The sequence below is a fragment of the Hubeiibacter jixunmingi genome (genome assembly GCF_041928215.1).
GTDB lineage: Bacteria > Pseudomonadota > Gammaproteobacteria > Pseudomonadales > Moraxellaceae > Acinetobacter.
This window is the reverse complement of record NZ_JBHFHK010000009.1, coordinates 1-18,964: the sequence shown is the minus strand read 5'-3', so window position 1 is coordinate 18,964 and position 18,964 is coordinate 1. Positions and strand designations below refer to the sequence as shown.

The window sequence follows — 18,964 nt, the reverse complement described above, 5'->3', positions numbered from 1 at the left end:
AGGGGTATAGAAATGAATATCAATAAATTAAAGCAAGCCTGGTATCCATTACTTGCCAGTCATCAGCTAAAAGATAAACCTATTGCAAGTAAATTGCTTGGGCAAGCTTTGGTATTGGCTCGTTTGAATGGGCAAGCCGTGTGTTTTGATGATTGCTGTCCGCATCGACATTATCCATTAAGCTTGGGTAAAATTGTCAATCAACGTTTGCAATGTGGTTATCATGGTTGGCAATTTGATGCTACAGGTGCGGTCTGTCAAATTTCAGGCGGTATGTGCCAAAAAGCTGATGGTGGTGTGCAGGCTTTTGCTTGTCATGAGTTTGATGGCTGGATATGGGTATGTTTAACGCAAAATATTCCTTTTCAAGCCTATGCTGAATTTTGCACACCCACTGGTTTTGAGCATGTCGAAACCACTAAAAGCTTAACAGGGGATTTTATTCATGCTATTGAAAACATTCTCGACCCAACGCATACCGCCTATATTCATCGCTTATTATTACGCAATCAAAGCGCACAAGCCATGGATATAGAACAAACTCATGATCAACACAGTTTCTGTACTTATTATCGTTTGGTACAACAACAAAATGGCTTAATCAATCGTCTGTTTGATAAAGGTATTCATCTTAATGAAGCACGTTTTCGCTTTCCTGCGTTAGTGAGCATTGATTATTTCACCCCCAAAAGCCATGAATATCGGGTATCGGTGTTTTTTATTCCCAAAGATAAGGGCGAAATTGGTTTGAGCATTCGTATTCATTTACCCAAAAATCGGATTCCGCTTACTGCCAAAATCATGCTATTGCGTCCATTTTTAGAAATGGTGCTTTATCAAGATAAAGTTGCCATCGCCAAACAATATCATACCAGTCGCTATCCAAAACAAGCTTACCAAAGTACTGTCAATGATTTGGTGATTGATCATTTATTATATTTGCTTGCTGATGCACCCGAAGGTCAAGACAAAACAGGACGGATGACGCTGTAAAAGTATAGATAATTGATTTCATATATCTTTTGACATAACGCCTCACTGGTACAGCTCCGCCAAAACTTCCCATAACACCACGTGTCGCACCGCAATAAAATGCCCATTTAACAAGCGATGGCGTTGATTATACATAAATGGACGATGCACTAAATCAAACACTTCACCGCCAATACTTTGTAGTAAGCCCTGCCCTGCTGCGGTATCCCATTCACAAGTCGGATGCAAACGTGGATAAACATCAATCTGATGCTCTAACATCATACAAAATTTATAGGCACTGCCTGCAAAGCATAGTTCATATTCAATATTTTTTTCTTCCAATAAATCTATAATTTGTTGATAAGATTGGGCTTGATCATCATACTTTTTGTAGCTACGGCTCAAAGCCAATTTTAATGGACGATCGATGGGTAAATTATTGGTATCGTTTTCAGCATGATATTGGCTTAGTGAAATCTGATGATCATTTGTCCATTGCCATTTATAAGGCAATTGCCCTTTTCGGCTGATATAAATACAATGATGTAATGGCACAGCCAAAGCCGAAATCACTGAATGACCATTTTCAATCAGACTTAAATTAATGGTAAATTCACCCGTTTTTTTGATAAATTCTTTGGTACCATCCAAAGGGTCAATCAACCAAAAACGTTGCCAAGTCTGTCTTGCTACGTCGCTATCTTCTTCGGATAAAATCGGAATATTCCTATCTTTTTCTCTTAGTTTTTCCACAAGAAAATCATGTACAAGCAAATCTGCTTGCGTTACTGGTGACGTATCATCTTTAGATTGAATATCAAAACTTTCACCATCACAGTATTGCTGATATTGTTGTTGTAAAATCGCACTTGCGGTTTGTAAAATTTGACAAAGTTGCGTTAATTCAGCGTCAATTTGATTTAAATTTACAGGTGAAAACATCAGTACATTTTTTCCTTTATTAATGCTAAGATGAGTCAATACACAAATTGACATGCGAGCATAAAATGAGCAAAAACTTATCTAATAACAAGCCAGTAAATCACTATCTTCCGAACAATAGACCACTGAAAGATATCCGCTATGCCCTATTTGATATGGATGGCACTTTGTTGGATTTGGCATTTGACCAATATATTTGGCTGACATTATTGCCAAAGCTTTGGGCGGAACGCCATCAAGAAAGCTTAGAAGATGCCAGTATCGAGTTGCGTGCCTTTTATTTACAGCATCATGCCACACTCAATTGGTATTCTACTGCCTTTTGGGCGGAAAAACTAGACATCGACCCTTATCAATTACAGTATGAAAATCAACAACGTATCACAGCTCGCCCGCATTGTTTTGAGCTTTTACAGGGTTTACAACAACGTGGCATTGAATGTTGGTTGGTGACCAATGCTGACGAAAAGAGTTTAGTTTTAAAGCTTGAAAATATCCCATTACGCCCTTATTTCAAACATATTGTCAGCAGTCAAACGCTCGGTTTTGCCAAAGAACAACAAGGTTTTTGGCAAAAACTCCAAGCTTTGCATAATTTTGATCCAAGCCAAAGCGTATTAATTGATGACAATTATGGCGTATTAAACAGCAGTAAACAGTTTGGCATTGCGCATCAAATCAGCATTCTACAGCCTGATTCCAGTGATAACAGTGCTAGGCAAACCGACGATTTTATTCATTTAGATCGTTTGGATGATTTACTGAAATTATTTTAATCATTGTTTGTAATGATTTAAGAAGATTACTTTATTTCAACATATTAGGTAAAAGTAAATATGGCAAAATCAGCCCAATCATCGCATGAACATCAAGACGTAGTACGTATTGATAAGTGGCTATGGGCAGCACGTTTTTTTAAGACTCGTTCAATTGCCAAAGCTGCGATTGAAGGCGGCAAAGTACATTTTGATGGTGAGCGAGTGAAAGTCTCCAAAGAAGTGCGTATCGGTATGGAATTGACCATTCAACAAGGTTTTGAGAAAAAAACTGTAGTGGTTAAAGCCCTATCGCAAGTGCGTGGTGGTGCACCGCAAGCCCGATTACTTTATGATGAAACACCTGTCAGTATCGCACGCCGTGAGCTGTTGGCAGCACAACGCAAAATGCATAATCTTGCTCGCCCCGACCATCGTCCAAGCAAACGTGATCGCCGTCAAATTCACAAATTTCAACATAGTCACGATGATGCAGTATGGCAGGATGAGTGAAAACAACTTGTTACGCCGTGCAAGTATCACTTAATTTAACCACAACACTAAGCACGACAGATTATGTCGCCAAGATTATCGTTAGCTATCGCTTTATGCCGATTTTTCTGCCATGATAGGCTTCATCGTGATAGCAAAACAATCTATCTTCATTTTACATAGAGGTTCATCCAATGGACGAAAACAAATCAAAAGCACTCTCTGCAGCACTTGGTCAAATTGAAAAACAGTTTGGTAAAAATACCGTAATGCGTTTGGGTGAAAACACAGTACAAGCAGTTGATGTGGTCTCTACTGGTTCTTTGACTGTGGACATCGCACTCGGTATCGGTGGTTTGCCAAAAGGTCGTATCGTTGAAATTTACGGCCCTGAAAGTTCGGGGAAAACTACCATGACGCTACAAGTCATCGCCGAATGTCAAAAGAAAGGCGGAACTTGTGCATTTATCGATGCGGAACACGCCTTGGACCCTGAATATGCTAGAAAATTAGGCGTAGATATCGATAACCTATTGGTTTCACAACCTGATAATGGTGAACAAGCCTTAGAAATTACCGATATGTTGGTGCGTTCGGGTGCAGTGGATTTGATCGTTGTCGACTCAGTTGCCGCTTTGACGCCAAAAGCTGAAATCGAAGGTGAAATGGGCGATTCACATATGGGCTTACAAGCACGTTTGATGAGCCAAGCCTTGCGTAAAATCACTGGTAATGCCAAACGTTCGAACTGTATGGTGATTTTCATTAACCAATTGCGTATGAAAATTGGTGTCATGTTCGGTAGCCCTGAAACCACTACTGGCGGTAATGCATTGAAATTCTATGCTTCTGTACGTATGGATATTCGTCGTGTGGGTTCAGTGAAAGAAGGTGATGAAATCATTGGTAATGAAACCAAAGTCAAAGTGGTGAAAAACAAAATGGCACCGCCATTTAAAGAAGCCTTATTCCAAATTCTATATGGACAAGGCTCGAACCGCCTAGGCGAAGTGATTGATTTGGCTGTTACGCATGAAATTGTGAAAAAAGCAGGTGCATGGTACTCTTATAATGGCGAAAAAATTGGTCAAGGTAAAAACAATACCATTCGCTACTTAGAAGAAAATCCAGCGATTGCGGAAGAATTGGAAAAAATTATCCGTGAACGTACACAGGCAAAAACTGTTCCACACAATGAGCAACACGGACAAGACGATGCTGAAGAAGATTTTGATTTAATTATCAATAGTCCAGATCCTGAATAATCTTCGTTATTATGTTCTGAATATCGCCTTTAATGTTTAAATTAAAGGCGATTTGCTTTTTGTAAAATGCTTTTTTTGATTTTATTTGAGGTCAAACCAATATGTATGATGACGATATTGCCAAGCCAAAACCAAGTTTAAAAGGACAAAAATTGCGTTCCACTGCCTTTGCTTTGTTGGCAAAGCGAGAATATTCTAAACAAGATTTATTTAAAAAATTACTCAGTTTTGGGGCAGATGCCGATGAACTCACGCTATTGATTGATGAGTTAGCCGAACAAAATTATCAAAGTGATGAGCGTATGGCGGGCATGTTGGTACGCAGTCAAATCCAACAAGGACGTGGCTTGGCACGCATTCAACAAAATTTAAAAAAGCACGCTATCAATCCTGAGCTTGCCGAAGACGCTTTAGAAGAAATAGATTGGCTTAAACAAGCTTATCAATTAAAAGTGCGTAAATTTGGCAGTGATGTTACAAAAGACCCCAAGCTGAAAGCAAAACAAATTCGCTTTTTGCAATATCGTGGCTTTAGCTTAGATATTGTTTTTAAAGCAGTACAGTTAAGTACTGAAGAGGCAGAAGAACGTTGGCAAGATGAGTTTTTTGAATAATCAATCCAATTCTCAACTTAATTTAGTCTGGCTCTTAACTCGGTAAAATCGTTGTTGTATCCATAAAGTGATCATTAAATTGTTCTTCTTGTGTGTCTTGAAAATACTGCAAACTGAGTAAAACATCGTGTAAACAGTCCTGAATTGAGGCACATTGATAAAATACGCCACAATCTTGCAAATCTTCTGCAATTGAGACATGGATGATTTGTCCATAATCTTCACTATAAATCGGGTCTAAATCTACACAAATATAGCCAAAATCATTAACTAAAATCGGCAACCATTTTGGATTAAACAATTGTGCCTTAACCCATTCATGGCTTGGACATTGTTGCTCGGTCAAAGTGATTTTTTCCCAATTTTCACCAAAAAAATCACGCAATTGCTGTTGCCATTGTTGCTGCAAAATTTCAATCTGCTCTAATGGCACAAAATAGTTAAAATGGCCGTATTTTGCCAAAACATCTTGTTGCTTTTGCCCATTAAAGCTTTCATATAATTGCACAAAACCGTTTGGTAAATCCACATTATGATTTTTTGCAAAAGACTGAATGGTAGCTAAATCCAAAGCAGGCTGTAAGCTTTGATAGACATCAGGGCAATACTGTATGAAATGGTCTCTTAGGTCTTTTAACAAATAATGCGTATGCCCTACACTCGCTTCAACCGCACTGATCTGATGACGTTGCATCCAATCAATTTGTCTAAGTAAATCACCACTATGCACAATATCCTCCACTTGATTGAGATGATATTGAGCTTGTGTTAAATCTTCCAAAAAGTAATAAGCATAACCAATATGATAATGCCAAGCTGATGCATGCTCTTCATCATCTTGTAAATAAGCAATGCTATGCAAAATATCTACGGCTTGTTGTAAATAATGCAGATTTTCAGGGATTTTATTTTGCCAATATAGATTATTATAGGCTCTAGCTAACTCATTAAGAATTAATGGAAATTGGTGATAATTTTCAATATTTAAAACATAATTAACGAGTTCAGCGAATTGATTATTTTTATCTAACTGTTCAATATGGTCTAGATGATGTTGCTGTAATGTTTGATGAATTTGATCGTCATGCATTTTGAGAATGAGCACCTTTGAAGATAATATTCATATATTGGCAAGTTTATCTAACGAGATACTTGGCTAACACTTTGGGAAAAATTGAAAGTATAAATATTGTTCTTAAAATGGCGATGACCCTACTAGCAATATCTCGGCACATCATATTTCTACTACCGTTGCTACCTTCCGGTCCTGGCGGGGTTTGTAGAGTACAATTGCGAGACCACCAGCAGGGTCATCATAACGTGAAGTATTATATGAGAATCTTAGCTCATTGTAAAGCTGTTTAATAAAATTTTATTGGTTTTTATTAAATTTCAAATTTTAACCATTTACTCATCTTAAGTTTTAAGTTATTCTACTGACACATTTCAAATCGTAGTCTTTAAGTAATTTTTTAATACTCTTCGTAATTTATGTTTTTTTGGGTAAACAAATGATGAACCAATTTAACTTGCTAGTACTTAGCATAGCTTTGAGTACTATAGTTACTGCAGCACCAGTAGAACAATACATTCTTTCAGATGCAACGTCATCACCAGTAAATGTCATGCCATCAACAAATGTGAATGCTGCTTCACTCAACGCATTGCAATTAGAGGTGGAAAAACTGCGTGAAACAGTGCAAAAGCAAGATACTAAAATCAATCAGATGATGCAGAAAAACAATGCTGCAACGACGAATACGACAACAGCGGGTCCAGCTGCAACACGTCGTACATCGACCACTACAACAACCAATACAGCAGCACCTACCACAACCAATAGGACAAATACTGCAACCACCAGTGGTAATAGAACCAGTAATACTGCGTCAACTACTACAACATCAACCAACACAACGAGAAATAACTCAGCTACAAGTACAACAGCACGCAACTCATCTGCTGCAACAAGCAACACCTCGAGTAGCAGAAGTGGCACAGGTACTATAGCCAATCAAAATGATGCTAATACAGCAACAAATAAGACTGCTAATGCTACCACAACAACCAATCGTTCGCCTTCAACAGCGACGACAACCACAAAAACGGCAGTGACGACAAACAATCTGTCTGATAAAGATGCATATCAAGCCGCATCGTTAGTTTATGAGCATGAAGGTGTTGCCAAAGCAATCCAGCCAATGCAAGATTTTATCAAAAAATATCCAAACAGTAGCCTTATTCCTAATGCTCACTTTTGGTTAGGTGAATTCAATTTGGGCTTAACACCGCCTCGTGCTTTGAGTGCTAAAACGAATTTTAAAATTGTAGTCGATAAATATCCAAAATCTAACCTTGCACCGCTAGCACTATCACGTCTTGCAGAAATCAGTCAAAACTTGGATCGTGATACGAATCAAGCTAACGCATATTACAAGCAATTGCTAGAAAAATATCCTGCGTCTAAAGAAGCAATCCGTGATAAAAATCTAATCAAACCCTAAAATCAAGTAAACAAAAAAGCGAGATTTATTAATCTCGCTTTTTTTGTAATGCATATACATCAGAATTTATCTAACGATACCACGTGGTGAATTTGCCACCGAATCAATTAATAATTGTACTTCTGGTAATTGCGGCAATAATTCTACACGCATCTTGTCAATCGCCTGTGCTGCGGTCAAGTTTGAACGATATAAAATTTTATATGCTTGTTTTAGACCATTAATCGTTTCAGCCGACCATCCACGACGACGCATACCCTCGACATTCATACCGTGAGGTTTCGCTGGATTACCTGATGCCATAACATAAGCAGGTACATCTTTAACAATCAATGCAGCCGCACCGACCATACTGTAAGAATTGATGTGACAAAACTGATGAATACCTGAGTTCCCACCCAAAATCACATAATCACCAACATGTACGTGCCCTGCAACACCGACATTATTGGCAAAAATATTATGATTACCAACTACACAGTCATGTGCGATATGCGTATTGACCATAAACAGATTATGATTACCAATGATGGTCGTGCCTTTATCTTGTACTGTGCCACGATGTAAAGTGCAATGTTCACGAATGACATTATCGTGACCAATTTCTAAATAAACTTTTTCACCTTTGTACTTTAAATCTTGGCAGTCTTCACCAACGCTAGCAAATTGAAAAATCTGATTCCGCTCACCGATTTTGGTATCTTTGACAATGGTCACATGCGAATGGATGACCGTCCCAGCACCAATCTGTACATTTTCACCAATGATTGTATATGCGCCGACTTGAACATCATCGGCAAGTACAGCACTTGGATGAATAATGGCAGTGGGATGAATCAATTGTTCGCTCATAATTCCTACACTTTACACGCTTAAGGTTTGGCGTGCCAAAATAATATCTGCTTGTGAGGCAATCTTACCATCTACAGAGGCACTACATTTAAATTTAAAAATACCACGTTTACTCATGATCAATTCGGCATCAAGCTGCAACTGATCTCCTGGTACGACTTGGCGTTTGAAACGCACATTTTCCATACCTGCAAACAAAAATGTCTCGCCTTGCGTGTCTTCATTTTGCAAAATGACCACACCCAAAATGCCTGACAATTGTGCCAAGGCTTCCATCATCAATACACCTGGCATGAGTGGATATTGAGGGAAATGTCCTTGGAAAAACTCTTCATTAATAGTAAGGTTTTTATAGCCACGGATGCGTTTAGCACCTTCGATTTCAGTGACACGATCTACCAACAAAAACGGATAATGATGTGGCAAGCACTGACGAATAGCTTGCGTGTACATTGGCAATTCAGGAATTTTAAACTCAGTCATCGCTAAATTCTCAGCGGTGTCGTTGGTACTTGTTTGGCTCATGACAATTTCACTTATTGTGTTCAAGCATATCAATACGTTGCTTTAACTGATTGAGTTGCTTAACAATCTGTTGAATAGGTGTCTGCGAAAGCTGTCTGAAACCAACCACCGCTTTACGCCATGCTTGATTTTCTAACTGACTTGTACCTGATGAATAAGTGCCTGATTGTGAGATGGACTTGGTAATCATTGCCATACCGGTCAAATTGACTTGGTCTGCAATGGTTAAATGTCCAGCAATCGCACATGCACCACCGATCACACAGTTTGCCCCAATGTGGGTACTTCCTGCTATCACGGTACTGGCAGCTATCGCAGTGTTTTTTCCGATATGCACGTTATGTGCAACCTGTATTAGATTATCAAGAATTACACCATCGTCAATGACCGTATCATCCAAAGCACCACGGTCTATACTGACGTTAGAACCAATACGAACGTCGTTACCAATCACCACTTTACCCAGTTGAGCAATACGATACCATTGTCCTTGATAAGGTGCAAAGCCAAAGCCTTCCGAGCCTATACAAGTGTTCGCATGAATACGAACTCGCTTGCCAAGTTGTGTACCCTGCATAATTGACACATTGGCATGAATCATTGCTGATTGACCAATCATGACATCTGCATCAATAAATGTATGCGGATAGATCACACAATCATCATCAATCGTGACGTTCTTACCTATCACTACATAATCGCCAATGGTGACATTTTGCCCAATTTTTGCACTTTTATCAATTTGTGCGGTTGGACTAACACCGTTAAATGCGACAGTTTTTTCGAACCAATGGGTCAGCATTGCAAATGCGACATAGGGCGATGCAACTTCAAGTACAGTGAATTGCTGCTTGAGCGTATCTACCAAGTTTGCTGGGGCAATCAATACCCCCGCCTGAGATGCCAAGGCTTGACTTAAGTATTTGTCACCATTAACAAAAGCAATATCATTTTGCGTCGCCTGTTCTAGACTTTTTAGGTCGTACACTTCAGTGACGCTACCATGAATTTTTGCACCGATAAATTGTGCAATTTTGCTGACATCAATTGACATTACTTTTGCCTTCTTATTACTTCAATACCGCATTTACTTTTTGTGTCACTTGTGAAGTCACGTCAGCTTTTGGATCGATACTTAATACCGCTTTGCTGTCCAAAATCATATCATACTTACCTTGTACGCGTATTTCATTGGTCGCTTGCTCAATGCGTGGGGCGAGATTTTGGTTGATTGTTGCCATAGTTTGCTGTGCACGCTGCTGCATACTTGCAGCATTTTGATTAAATTCTTCTAATTTTGATGCAAACTCTTGCTCTAGTTTTTCGATATCTGCTTGTTTAAGCTGACCTGCACTCTGCTGACCTTTTTGCTGCAAGTTTCTTAATTCAACAGTCAAAGCATCTTGCTTTTGTTGTTGTGGCTTAAGCTGTGCTTCGAGGTTTGCCATTTGTGTTTTCATATAGTTGGTATCTAGTGCTGCTTTTTGTAGATCAACTATTGCATAGTTTGCAAAACTTAAACCAGAAAATAACAAACAGCTTGCTACAGCCAAGCTTTTTATAGCGAAAGATTTCATATTTAATACTCCAAGATTGGTGACAAAGCACCAATCTTTTTTGAGGTTATTGATTAAAATTAGATTAGAAAACACGTCCAATTTCGAACTGGAAGTTTTTGGTGTCATCACCCGGTTTTTTGTTCAGTGGGAAAGAATAGCTAATTGACAATGGTCCAATCATGGTAATCCATGTCATACCTACACCAGCACTGTAACGCATGTTCTTGGCACTGAAGCTAAAATTATCTTTACAGTATTGTTTAGCGTCTGTGTTTTTACCATTGACAAAGATGTTACCGGTTGAGTTTTTGCAATCAGTATCAAATACTTGTGCACCTTCAACAAAGATCACTGGACGCATTTGTCTTGCCCAGTCACTCTTACTTGGCATCGGCAATACGATTTCCAAACCACCTTGTACAAGGGCATTACCACCTACTGTTTCTAATTTAGGATCTTCTACACCGCGCGCATTATAATGAATTGCTGGATATTTTGGACCTAAGCTATTGATTTCGTAGCCACGCAATGAGCCACCACCACCAGCAAAGAAGTTTTTATAGAATGGTAGTTTGTTACCATAACCTAACTTACCGTATCCACGTAATACAAAGTCTTTCCATAATGGGAAGTATGCTTGTGCATCATAGCTGAGCTTTTGATATTGCACATCGCTACCAGGTAGAGCCGCTTCTAGACCTACACGATGTGAAGTACCGCTGGTCGGGAATACTGGGCGATTTAAAGTATTATAAGCCCATGCAAGGTTAAGATTATAAGTACGGAAGTCACCATCAAAAGATGAATCATAAGTTTTCAATTTATTCTGTGGACAATCACGTGGTGAACGACCACTTATAGTACACACTTGAGATTGTGAAAGTGCTTTACCTTTGTTGGCAAGCAAATAATCACGGACATATGTAGAAACATAAGAACCTGTAGTCACTTTAGTCTGATCTACATTCAGTGTTGCACTGACGCTTTGATTTTCATCAATTGGATAGCCATAAGTCAGTGAACCACCGACAGAGTCCGTCACATAGTTGCTGACGTTATGTTTTTCACTGAGTTTGGTCTTACGGTAATAGCCATTAAAGCCACGGCTCACACCATCAACCGTATAGTATGGATCTAAAACATTGATATTATAGTTATCCAAGCTGTCTGAACGTGACAAATCAATCGCTACACTATTACCTGTACCCAAGAAGTTGGCTTGGCTTAGACCTAAGCTATAGGTTACACCAGCACCTTGTGAGTAACCTACTGCAATTGAGCTTGTGCCTGATGCTTGCTCTTCCACTTTAACATCAATATCAATTAAGTCAGGTGCGTTAGGTACACGTGTAGTACGCATATCTACAGATTTAAAATGACCTGTACGTTCCAAACGAATTTTTGAAAGTTCGATCTTCTCTACGCTAGCAGGTGCATTTTCCATTTGACGCATTTCACGACGTAATACATGATCTGCAGTCTTGGTATTACCAGTAAAGTTAATACGTCTTACATTAATTTTTTGTCCTGGATTGACATAGTATGCCAAATCAACAGTTTGCCTTTCTTCATTGATTTGAGGAACAATGTTCACTTCAGCAAAATAGTAACCGATGTTGCCATATTTACGTATTATTTGCTGGCGTAAGCTATCAACTTGTGCTTGTGAGTAAGTTTGACCCGATTTAAAACCTTGTAAACTTGCTAACTCTTCAGATTTAAATAATGTATCGCCCAAAAATTGAGTTTGACCGTATTTAAACTGTTTGCCTTCATCAATGCTGACTTCTACAAAAATACGTTGTTTATCTTCACTCAAATCAAGCTTTGAATGGTTGATATTAAAATTAACATAACCATCGTTAAGATACATCGCACGTAAGTTTTCAAGGCTGGCTGCCATCTTCTCACGAGCATAACGGTCATTACGTGTAACAATCGATGTCCAGTTACTTTCTTTTAATGCAAAAGCACGTTGAATATCAGCAGGTTTAAATACAGTATTGCCAATCACGTTAATATCTACAACACGTGCAGGCTTACCTTCAATAAATTTTACTTTGATATCAACACGGTTACCCGCACGAGCAATTGTTTCAACGCTCACTTTAGCATTGTAACGACCTTGCTGGATATATTGCTGCTCTAGTTCATTTTGTAAATTTTGTAAAACAGCTGGATTGACCACTGCACCACTAGATATGCCCATTTTTTTCAAGCCATCTAGCAATGCTTCTTTTGGAATCATTTTATTGCCATCAAGCTCAATATTACCGATGATTGGACGCTCAACAACGTCAAACATCAAACTATTATTGACCTGTTGTACTTTGATGTCATCAAATTGACCTGTGGCATGCAATGCACGTACAGCTTCTGCAACTTTATCCGCATCCACGTTGTCACCAGTAGCAATCGGCAACATATTGTACACGCTTACAGGTGTGAGTCTTACCAAACCATTGACACGAATATCGCTGACTGTGAAACTTTCAGCATGGGCAGTTTGAGCCACTGCCATTGCACTCACCAAAGCCAAAGGCATAAATAAAGAATTGTACCGCATAGTTACTTCCAAGATTGCTGCTGATTGTATTACAATCGCATAAAGTCATTAAACAAAGCCACAAGCATCATTGTGCCCAACAATGCTATACCAATTTTTAAACCAAAAATCTGAATCTGCTCTGAAACAGGGCGTCCACGTACTGCTTCTACCAAATAATATAGCAGGTGTCCACCATCAAGCATAGGAATAGGCAGTAAATTTAACACACCTAAGCTCACACTCATCAACGCCATGAATCCAAAAAAGGTCTGCCAACCCATCGCAGCACTTTCGCCAGCGACTTTCGCCACGGTGATCGGACCTGATAAATTATCAATACCAATCAATCCTTGAATCATTTTATAGATGCTACCTAAGATCATGGTGGATAAATTCCACGTCTTTTGTACAGCAACACCCATCGCTTCAAGGGGACTATACTGTACTGTCATCTTATATTCGTTTGGAATATTGTAATTGACACGTTCTACACCAGCACCAATAAAGCCTGTCTGTTGCCCCATACTGTCTTTGCGACCCTGAGGCATAACCGCCAATTGCATAGCTTGATCATTGCGTAAGATACTTATTTGTAATAATTTTTCTGGTGACGCTTGAATAATTTCTACTGCATCCGACCATTCTTTAATCGGCTTACCATCAATTGCAGTAATCTTATCGCCTTTTTGCAGACCTTGTCTTTTTGCCGCACCATCGTCGCTAATTTGTCCAATCACTGCTGGAATAGTAGGTTGATATGGCATCAAACCCAATGTACGCATTGGTGACTTAGACTGATCACGAACGAAGTTTTCAATCGGTAAATTTGCATTTAGGCTTTGTCCGTTACGCTCAAACTGTACATTAACCTGTCCAGTCTCACCGATACGATCAAGTAAAGCATAACTAAGCTTGTCTAATGTTGGCGTTGGCTTACCGTCTATTGCGGTAATTTTGTCACCTACACGCAAATCAGCCATTGCCGCAGGTGTATTTTCGATCACCTTACCAATACGCGTATTAAGCTGCTCACTGGCAGGCAGACTCAATAAGAAAAAGATAAACACAGCTAAAATAAGATTAATCAGCGGGCCTGCTGCCACAATAGCGATTCTTTTCCACACATTTTGTCGGTTGAATGCCATATGTTGTTGTTCTTTTGGCACATCGCCTTCTCGCTCGTCTAGCATTCTGACATAGCCACCTAATGGTAGTGCCGCCAAGCGATAATTGACACCTGATTTTTTTGAAGTCCAATCAATCAAGGTCGGACCAAAACCTATGGAATACGTTAATACTTTCACCCCACACAACCGTGCAACCCAAAAATGTCCCCATTCATGAATTGCAATCAGTGGTACTAATAATAAGATGAAATAAATTAAATTCATAGGCTAAAATTATCCTATTACTTAGGCAAAAATTTGACTCGCCAATCGCTTGGCATCATGTCGTGCTTGGTTGTCGGCATGTAGTATAACATCTAAATCATGTGCTGTAGTAAATTGACTTTGTTGTAATACTTTATCTACCAATTGACTAATTTGTAAAAAACCTAAACGTCCCTGTAGGAATTCACTCACTGCAATTTCATTGGTAGCATTTAAAATTGCAGGGGCTGTGCCACCTTGACGCATTGCTTGTCTTGCCAAATTTAAAGCAGGAAATTTATCGTGATCAGGTGCAAAAAAGTCTAACTTTGCAACTTCAAACAAATCTAAGTTTTTGACGTCTGTAACAATTCGTTCTGGATATGCCAATGCATGTGCAATCGGTGTACACATGTCAGGCGAGCCCATTTGTGCCAAGGTTGAGCCATCTACATATTGAACCATTGAGTGAATAATACTCTGTGGATGAATCACTACCTGAACAAATCGTTCATCTAAAGAGAATAAATGACAAGCTTCGATCAGTTCTAAGCCTTTGTTCATCAATGTTGCTGAGTCCACTGAAATCTTTTGACCCATCGACCAGTTTGGATGTTTACATGCTTGTGCTGGTGTTACTTTTGCCAAGGTATCAATATCATGATTGAGAAAAGGACCACCTGACGCAGTCAATAATAATTGTTGTACGCCTTGTTTAGGTTTTTTATCCACTGATAAATCAGAAGTATAATGCTGAGGTAAACATTGAAAAATCGCATTATGCTCAGAATCAACTGGTAATAATGTAGCACCCGATTGCTTGGCGGTTTGCATCATAATATCGCCAGACATCACCAGTGCTTCTTTGTTAGCAAGCAGTACTTTTTTTGCAGCTTTAAGTGCTGCCAAAGTCGGCAACAGACCCGCCGCACCAACAATAGCAGACATAACAATATCCACATCACTATGTTGTGCAATATCGATTAGACCTTGATCGTCAATCACGATTTGTGGTGATTTTAACTGTTGTTGTTGTAATAATTGTTGAAATTCAGATACTTTTGCTTCAGGGATAGCGACGATTTTTGGTGAAAACTTTTGGCAAATTTCTACCAAATCTTGCATTCTTTGCCAAGCAGACACCGCAAAAACTTGATATTTATCTGAGTGTTGTGCGATAACTCTTAAAGTGCTTTGTCCTATTGAGCCAGTAGCACCTAGAATGCTAACATTTAACATTATACGCTGTGCCCCATTAATTTAAGTACATATAGACCTGCTGCAAAAACTGGAGCCGCTGCCAATAAAGAATCAACACGATCTAAAACACCACCATGCCCAGGAAAAATACGTCCAGAATCTTTGACATCAGCACGGCGTTTGATCATCGATTCAACCAAATCACCCAATACTGACGCCAAAACGGTAATTAAAGACAATATCAAGAATGCAACAAAAGCAATGCCCTTGAGATCTAACCAAAAGATACTTGCCATAACAATGATCATGCTCGAAGTCACTAAACCACCGATTAAGCCTTCGATAGATTTGTTTGGACTCACTGATGGTGCTAACTTACGCATTCCAAACTTACGCCCTACAAAGTAAGCCCCACTATCAGCACCCCATACAAGCAAGAATGCATACATTAACCACCATGGTGATAAATGCCATAACGAGAAAATTGCAGTAATTGCCGCAACGATCAGTATCAAACCAATAATAGGCAAGAAGCCATTGTACCAACCATCATATTCTGGATAGCGTTTTACCCAATAAATACTGACCAACCAAACCATGATTGATGCAAACCAAAATAAAATCCACAGATCTTTTAGATAAGTGATACTTGCCCATGCAACCACAGCACAGCCTAGACCCATCGCCCATGCAATCGCTTTACTTGGAGCACGTTTTTTATTTTCGGCAGACTGACTCTGTGCGTTATCTTGAACGTCATCAGGTATCACATCATCACTCATTTCCGCTTTTTGCGGCATGAGTTTGTACCATTCATAGCCTGCACCCAAAGCAGCCAAAACCATCAACACAAGCATTGGATAAATAGATGTGGTTGCAAACATACAACTCAGTACGACTGCGACCAATACTATGGCGGTGATGATACGTTCTAACATAAATGGTTGCTCTATAAATAAAAACTAAGAAACATCGGTTACAGACTGCGAAGATTGATTATGATCTCCTGCATCTTTTGCTACAGATGAATCTTTTTGCTGTAATTGTTGTGCTTTAACTTGTTCTGTGGTCAAACCAAAACGACGCTCACGCTCAGCGAACTGCCACAAAATTTGATTTAGCTCAGCGATTTCAAAATCAGGCCATAGCGTAGGTGTAAAAAATAACTCTGCATAAGCGGCTTGCCATAGCAAAAAGTTAGAAATACGATAATCACCGCCAGTACGAATCAGCACATCAACCGCAGGTAAATCATGCAAACAAGTGTATTGATGAAAACATTTTTCATCGATTTCACTGACATCGCATTTGCCATTTTTGACATCTAATGCCAAACGCTGTGCTGCATTTGCAATATCCCATTGACCACCATAACTGATTGCAATAGTTAAGGTCATCGCTTGGAATTGCTGTGTCTGTGCTTCGGCATCAGCCATCAAATCTTGCAATTTTTGTGACAACTTAGAACGATCACCGATAAAACGTAAAGCAATCTGATGACGAATCATACGTGGGATTTGTTGATGAATGGCTTCTTCAAGCAAATGCATCAATAGTTCAACTTCAGCTTGTGGGCGTTGCCAATTTTCGCTAGAAAAAGCAAAAATAGTCAAAGCCCGCACGCCTATTGCTCGGCAATGTTCAACAATCGGATCTAAAGAGTCTTTACCCGCACGATGTCCTTCACCTGTTGCCATGTGATTTCGCTTACCATAACGATTATTGCCATCCATAATGATGGCAATATGTTGGGGTAAATGGTTTGGTACATCTTGTGCTTTAGACACAGATTGAATTGTCGATGATGATAAGGACACGAAAAATACTCGCTTATACTTGCATCAATTCTGCTTCTTTCGCAGTTAAACGCTTGTCTACTTCAGCAACATATTTGTCAGTCATCTTTTGGATCTCATCACCTGAACGACGCTCATCATCTTCTGAGATTTCTTTGTCTTTGGTTAAGTTTTTGATATCACCTAACACATCACGACGGATGTTACGAATCGCCACTTTGGCTTGCTCAGCTTCACCACGAGCGACTTTCTGCATATCACGGCGAGTTTCTTCAGTCAAAGCTGGTAAAGGCACACGGATTGCGTCAGCACTAATTGGGTTTAAACCCAAGTCACTTTCACGAATGGCTTTATCGATTGCAGATACCATATTACGTTCAAATGGTTGTACGACCAATGTGCGTGAGTCTTCCACACCAATGCTTGCGACTTGATTTAATGGTACGTCTGAGCCATAGTAAGACACCATTACACCATTCAAAATAGATGGGTTAGCACGACCTGTACGGACTTTTGCAAAACCTTGTTCTAATGACTCAAGGCTTTTTTGCATGCGTTGTTCCGCATCTTTTTTCAAATCATTTAACATGACGTATCTCTCTTTACATATCTAAATAAAATAAATGAAATCAATCTGCTTGAGCGAATTTGTATTCAATCAAGCATTCTAAAACTGATTAGTTGGTGACGCGTGTACCTTCTTTCTCACCCATCACAACAGATAATAATGAGCCAGATTTATTCATATCAAATACTTGTAATGGCACATTATGGTCACGGCACAAGCAGATCGCTGTCAAATCCATTACACCCAATTTTTCATCCAAAACTTGATCAAAAGTAAGGTGTTCATATTTGACTGCGTCATCAAATTTATTTGGATCTTTATCATATACGCCATCAACTTTAGTGGCTTTAAGAATTAATTTTGCTTCGATTTCGATACCACGCAAACATGCTGCAGTGTCTGTGGTAAAGAACGGATTACCTGTACCCGCAACAAATACACACACTTCACCATTATTTAAATGACGGATTGCATCACGGCTTGAGTATGGCTCAACTACTGTGCCAATTTCCAAAGCAGACATCAAACGTGTTTTGATGTTGCGACGCACCAAAGCATCACGCATTGCCAAGCCGTTCATGACGGTCGCCAACATACCCATTTGGTCGCCAGTCACGCGTCCAACCAAGCCATCTTTTTGCAGCTGACTACCACGGTATAAATTACCACCACCAACAACAATACCAACCTGTACACCCAGTCCGACCAAGTGTGCGATAGATAAAGACATTTGGTCTAATACTTGTGCATCGATACCCATTTCACGATTGCCCGACAAGGCTTCACCAGAAAGTTTAAGTAAAATGCGTGAATAATGCGGACTTTTTTCAGACATAATCATAGGGTTGGCTCGACAATAGTTAAATCTTCCGGATTTTAACATATTCTTTATCAGAATATAAGTCGTTACTACCAAGAATGGCTAGGGTGTGTTGACATACAAAGAAAATCAGTTATTCTGATTATATGAATAGACTAACACTTACTGATGCCCAATGG

At 39.3% G+C, this 18,964-nt stretch carries 18 protein-coding genes, 1 other RNA gene and 1 pseudogene; 6 read left to right on the top strand and 14 right to left on the bottom strand.

What is annotated here, in order from left to right; all coding sequences use genetic code 11:
- Positions 1-12 precede the first annotated feature (12 nt).
- Positions 13-993, top strand: coding sequence for a Rieske 2Fe-2S domain-containing protein (locus ACEYX7_RS02515; protein ID WP_374802169.1), 981 nt, complete (start codon positions 13-15; stop codon positions 991-993).
- Positions 994-1,035: 42 nt separating this feature from the next.
- Here the strand turns inward: ACEYX7_RS02515 and ACEYX7_RS02510 are convergent, their stop codons facing one another.
- Positions 1,036-1,917 carry a 3'(2'),5'-bisphosphate nucleotidase CysQ family protein gene (locus tag ACEYX7_RS02510; protein WP_374802167.1) on the bottom strand — a complete coding sequence of 294 codons (882 nt, stop codon included), beginning with the start codon at positions 1,915-1,917 and terminating at the stop codon, positions 1,036-1,038.
- A gap of 65 nt (positions 1,918-1,982) precedes the next feature.
- Between ACEYX7_RS02510 and ACEYX7_RS02505 the strand changes: the two genes are divergently transcribed.
- From ACEYX7_RS02505 to ACEYX7_RS02490, 4 genes are all read left to right on the top strand, one after another.
- Complete coding sequence (locus ACEYX7_RS02505) at positions 1,983-2,693, top strand: NIF family HAD-type phosphatase (RefSeq protein ID WP_374802165.1); 711 nt, start codon at positions 1,983-1,985, stop codon at positions 2,691-2,693.
- Between the two features lie 60 nt (positions 2,694-2,753).
- A complete protein-coding gene (locus tag ACEYX7_RS02500; protein WP_374802163.1) occupies positions 2,754-3,185 on the top strand; it encodes an RNA-binding S4 domain-containing protein in 432 nt (143 codons plus the stop codon).
- A gap of 173 nt (positions 3,186-3,358) precedes the next feature.
- A complete protein-coding gene (recA, locus tag ACEYX7_RS02495; RefSeq protein WP_374802161.1) occupies positions 3,359-4,429 on the top strand; it encodes a recombinase RecA in 1,071 nt (356 codons plus the stop codon).
- A 101-nt stretch (positions 4,430-4,530) separates the two neighbouring features.
- On the top strand, positions 4,531-5,043 hold the full coding sequence (locus ACEYX7_RS02490) for a regulatory protein RecX (protein ID WP_374802159.1): 513 nt from the start codon (positions 4,531-4,533) through the stop codon (positions 5,041-5,043).
- A gap of 34 nt (positions 5,044-5,077) precedes the next feature.
- Here the strand turns inward: ACEYX7_RS02490 and ACEYX7_RS02485 are convergent, their stop codons facing one another.
- Positions 5,078-6,133 (bottom strand): SMI1/KNR4 family protein, encoded by a 1,056-nt coding sequence (locus ACEYX7_RS02485; RefSeq protein ID WP_374802157.1) that lies wholly within the window; start codon positions 6,131-6,133, stop codon positions 5,078-5,080.
- Between the two features lie 120 nt (positions 6,134-6,253).
- Positions 6,254-6,350: signal recognition particle sRNA small type (gene ffs, locus ACEYX7_RS02480), an RNA gene on the bottom strand.
- Between the two features lie 207 nt (positions 6,351-6,557).
- Here ffs and ACEYX7_RS02475 point away from each other — a divergent pair.
- Entirely contained in the window at positions 6,558-7,547 is a 990-nt protein-coding gene (locus ACEYX7_RS02475) for a tetratricopeptide repeat protein (protein ID WP_374802155.1), read from the top strand.
- Positions 7,548-7,613: 66 nt separating this feature from the next.
- On the opposite strand, the gene lpxA is transcribed toward ACEYX7_RS02475, so the two are convergent.
- From lpxA to pyrH, 11 genes and pseudogenes are all read right to left on the bottom strand, one after another.
- Positions 7,614-8,399: an acyl-ACP--UDP-N-acetylglucosamine O-acyltransferase gene (gene lpxA, locus ACEYX7_RS02470; protein WP_374802153.1), complete on the bottom strand. Its 786-nt coding sequence runs from the start codon at positions 8,397-8,399 to the stop codon at positions 7,614-7,616.
- Between the two features lie 12 nt (positions 8,400-8,411).
- Positions 8,412-8,882: a 3-hydroxyacyl-ACP dehydratase FabZ gene (fabZ, locus tag ACEYX7_RS02465; RefSeq protein ID WP_374802256.1), complete on the bottom strand. Its 471-nt coding sequence runs from the start codon at positions 8,880-8,882 to the stop codon at positions 8,412-8,414.
- Positions 8,883-8,931: 49 nt separating this feature from the next.
- Positions 8,932-9,978: a UDP-3-O-(3-hydroxymyristoyl)glucosamine N-acyltransferase gene (lpxD, locus tag ACEYX7_RS02460; protein WP_374802151.1), complete on the bottom strand. Its 1,047-nt coding sequence runs from the start codon at positions 9,976-9,978 to the stop codon at positions 8,932-8,934.
- Positions 9,979-9,994: 16 nt separating this feature from the next.
- The gene (locus ACEYX7_RS02455; protein WP_374806531.1) at positions 9,995-10,501 is read right to left on the bottom strand and encodes an OmpH/Skp family outer membrane protein; all 507 of its coding nucleotides are present in this window, start codon (positions 10,499-10,501) and stop codon (positions 9,995-9,997) included.
- A gap of 64 nt (positions 10,502-10,565) precedes the next feature.
- On the bottom strand, positions 10,566-13,049 hold the full coding sequence (gene bamA / locus ACEYX7_RS02450; RefSeq protein WP_374806532.1) for an outer membrane protein assembly factor BamA: 2,484 nt from the start codon (positions 13,047-13,049) through the stop codon (positions 10,566-10,568).
- Between the two features lie 29 nt (positions 13,050-13,078).
- Positions 13,079-14,422 (bottom strand): RIP metalloprotease RseP, encoded by a 1,344-nt coding sequence (gene rseP / locus ACEYX7_RS02445; protein WP_374802145.1) that lies wholly within the window; start codon positions 14,420-14,422, stop codon positions 13,079-13,081.
- Between the two features lie 21 nt (positions 14,423-14,443).
- On the bottom strand, positions 14,444-15,640 hold the full coding sequence (gene ispC, locus ACEYX7_RS02440) for a 1-deoxy-D-xylulose-5-phosphate reductoisomerase (protein WP_374802143.1): 1,197 nt from the start codon (positions 15,638-15,640) through the stop codon (positions 14,444-14,446).
- A complete protein-coding gene (locus tag ACEYX7_RS02435; RefSeq protein WP_374802141.1) occupies positions 15,640-16,539 on the bottom strand; it encodes a phosphatidate cytidylyltransferase in 900 nt (299 codons plus the stop codon). The genes ispC and ACEYX7_RS02435 overlap by 1 nt, the downstream gene beginning before the upstream one ends.
- Positions 16,540-16,638: 99 nt before the next feature.
- Positions 16,639-17,388 (bottom strand): annotated as a pseudogene (gene uppS / locus ACEYX7_RS02430) (polyprenyl diphosphate synthase); the annotation flags it as partial.
- 43 nt (positions 17,389-17,431) lie between these two features.
- Positions 17,432-17,986: a ribosome recycling factor gene (frr, locus tag ACEYX7_RS02425; RefSeq protein WP_374802139.1), complete on the bottom strand. Its 555-nt coding sequence runs from the start codon at positions 17,984-17,986 to the stop codon at positions 17,432-17,434.
- Positions 17,987-18,074: 88 nt separating this feature from the next.
- Positions 18,075-18,800, bottom strand: coding sequence for a UMP kinase (gene pyrH, locus ACEYX7_RS02420; RefSeq protein WP_374802254.1), 726 nt, complete (start codon positions 18,798-18,800; stop codon positions 18,075-18,077).
- Positions 18,801-18,964 lie beyond the last annotated feature (164 nt).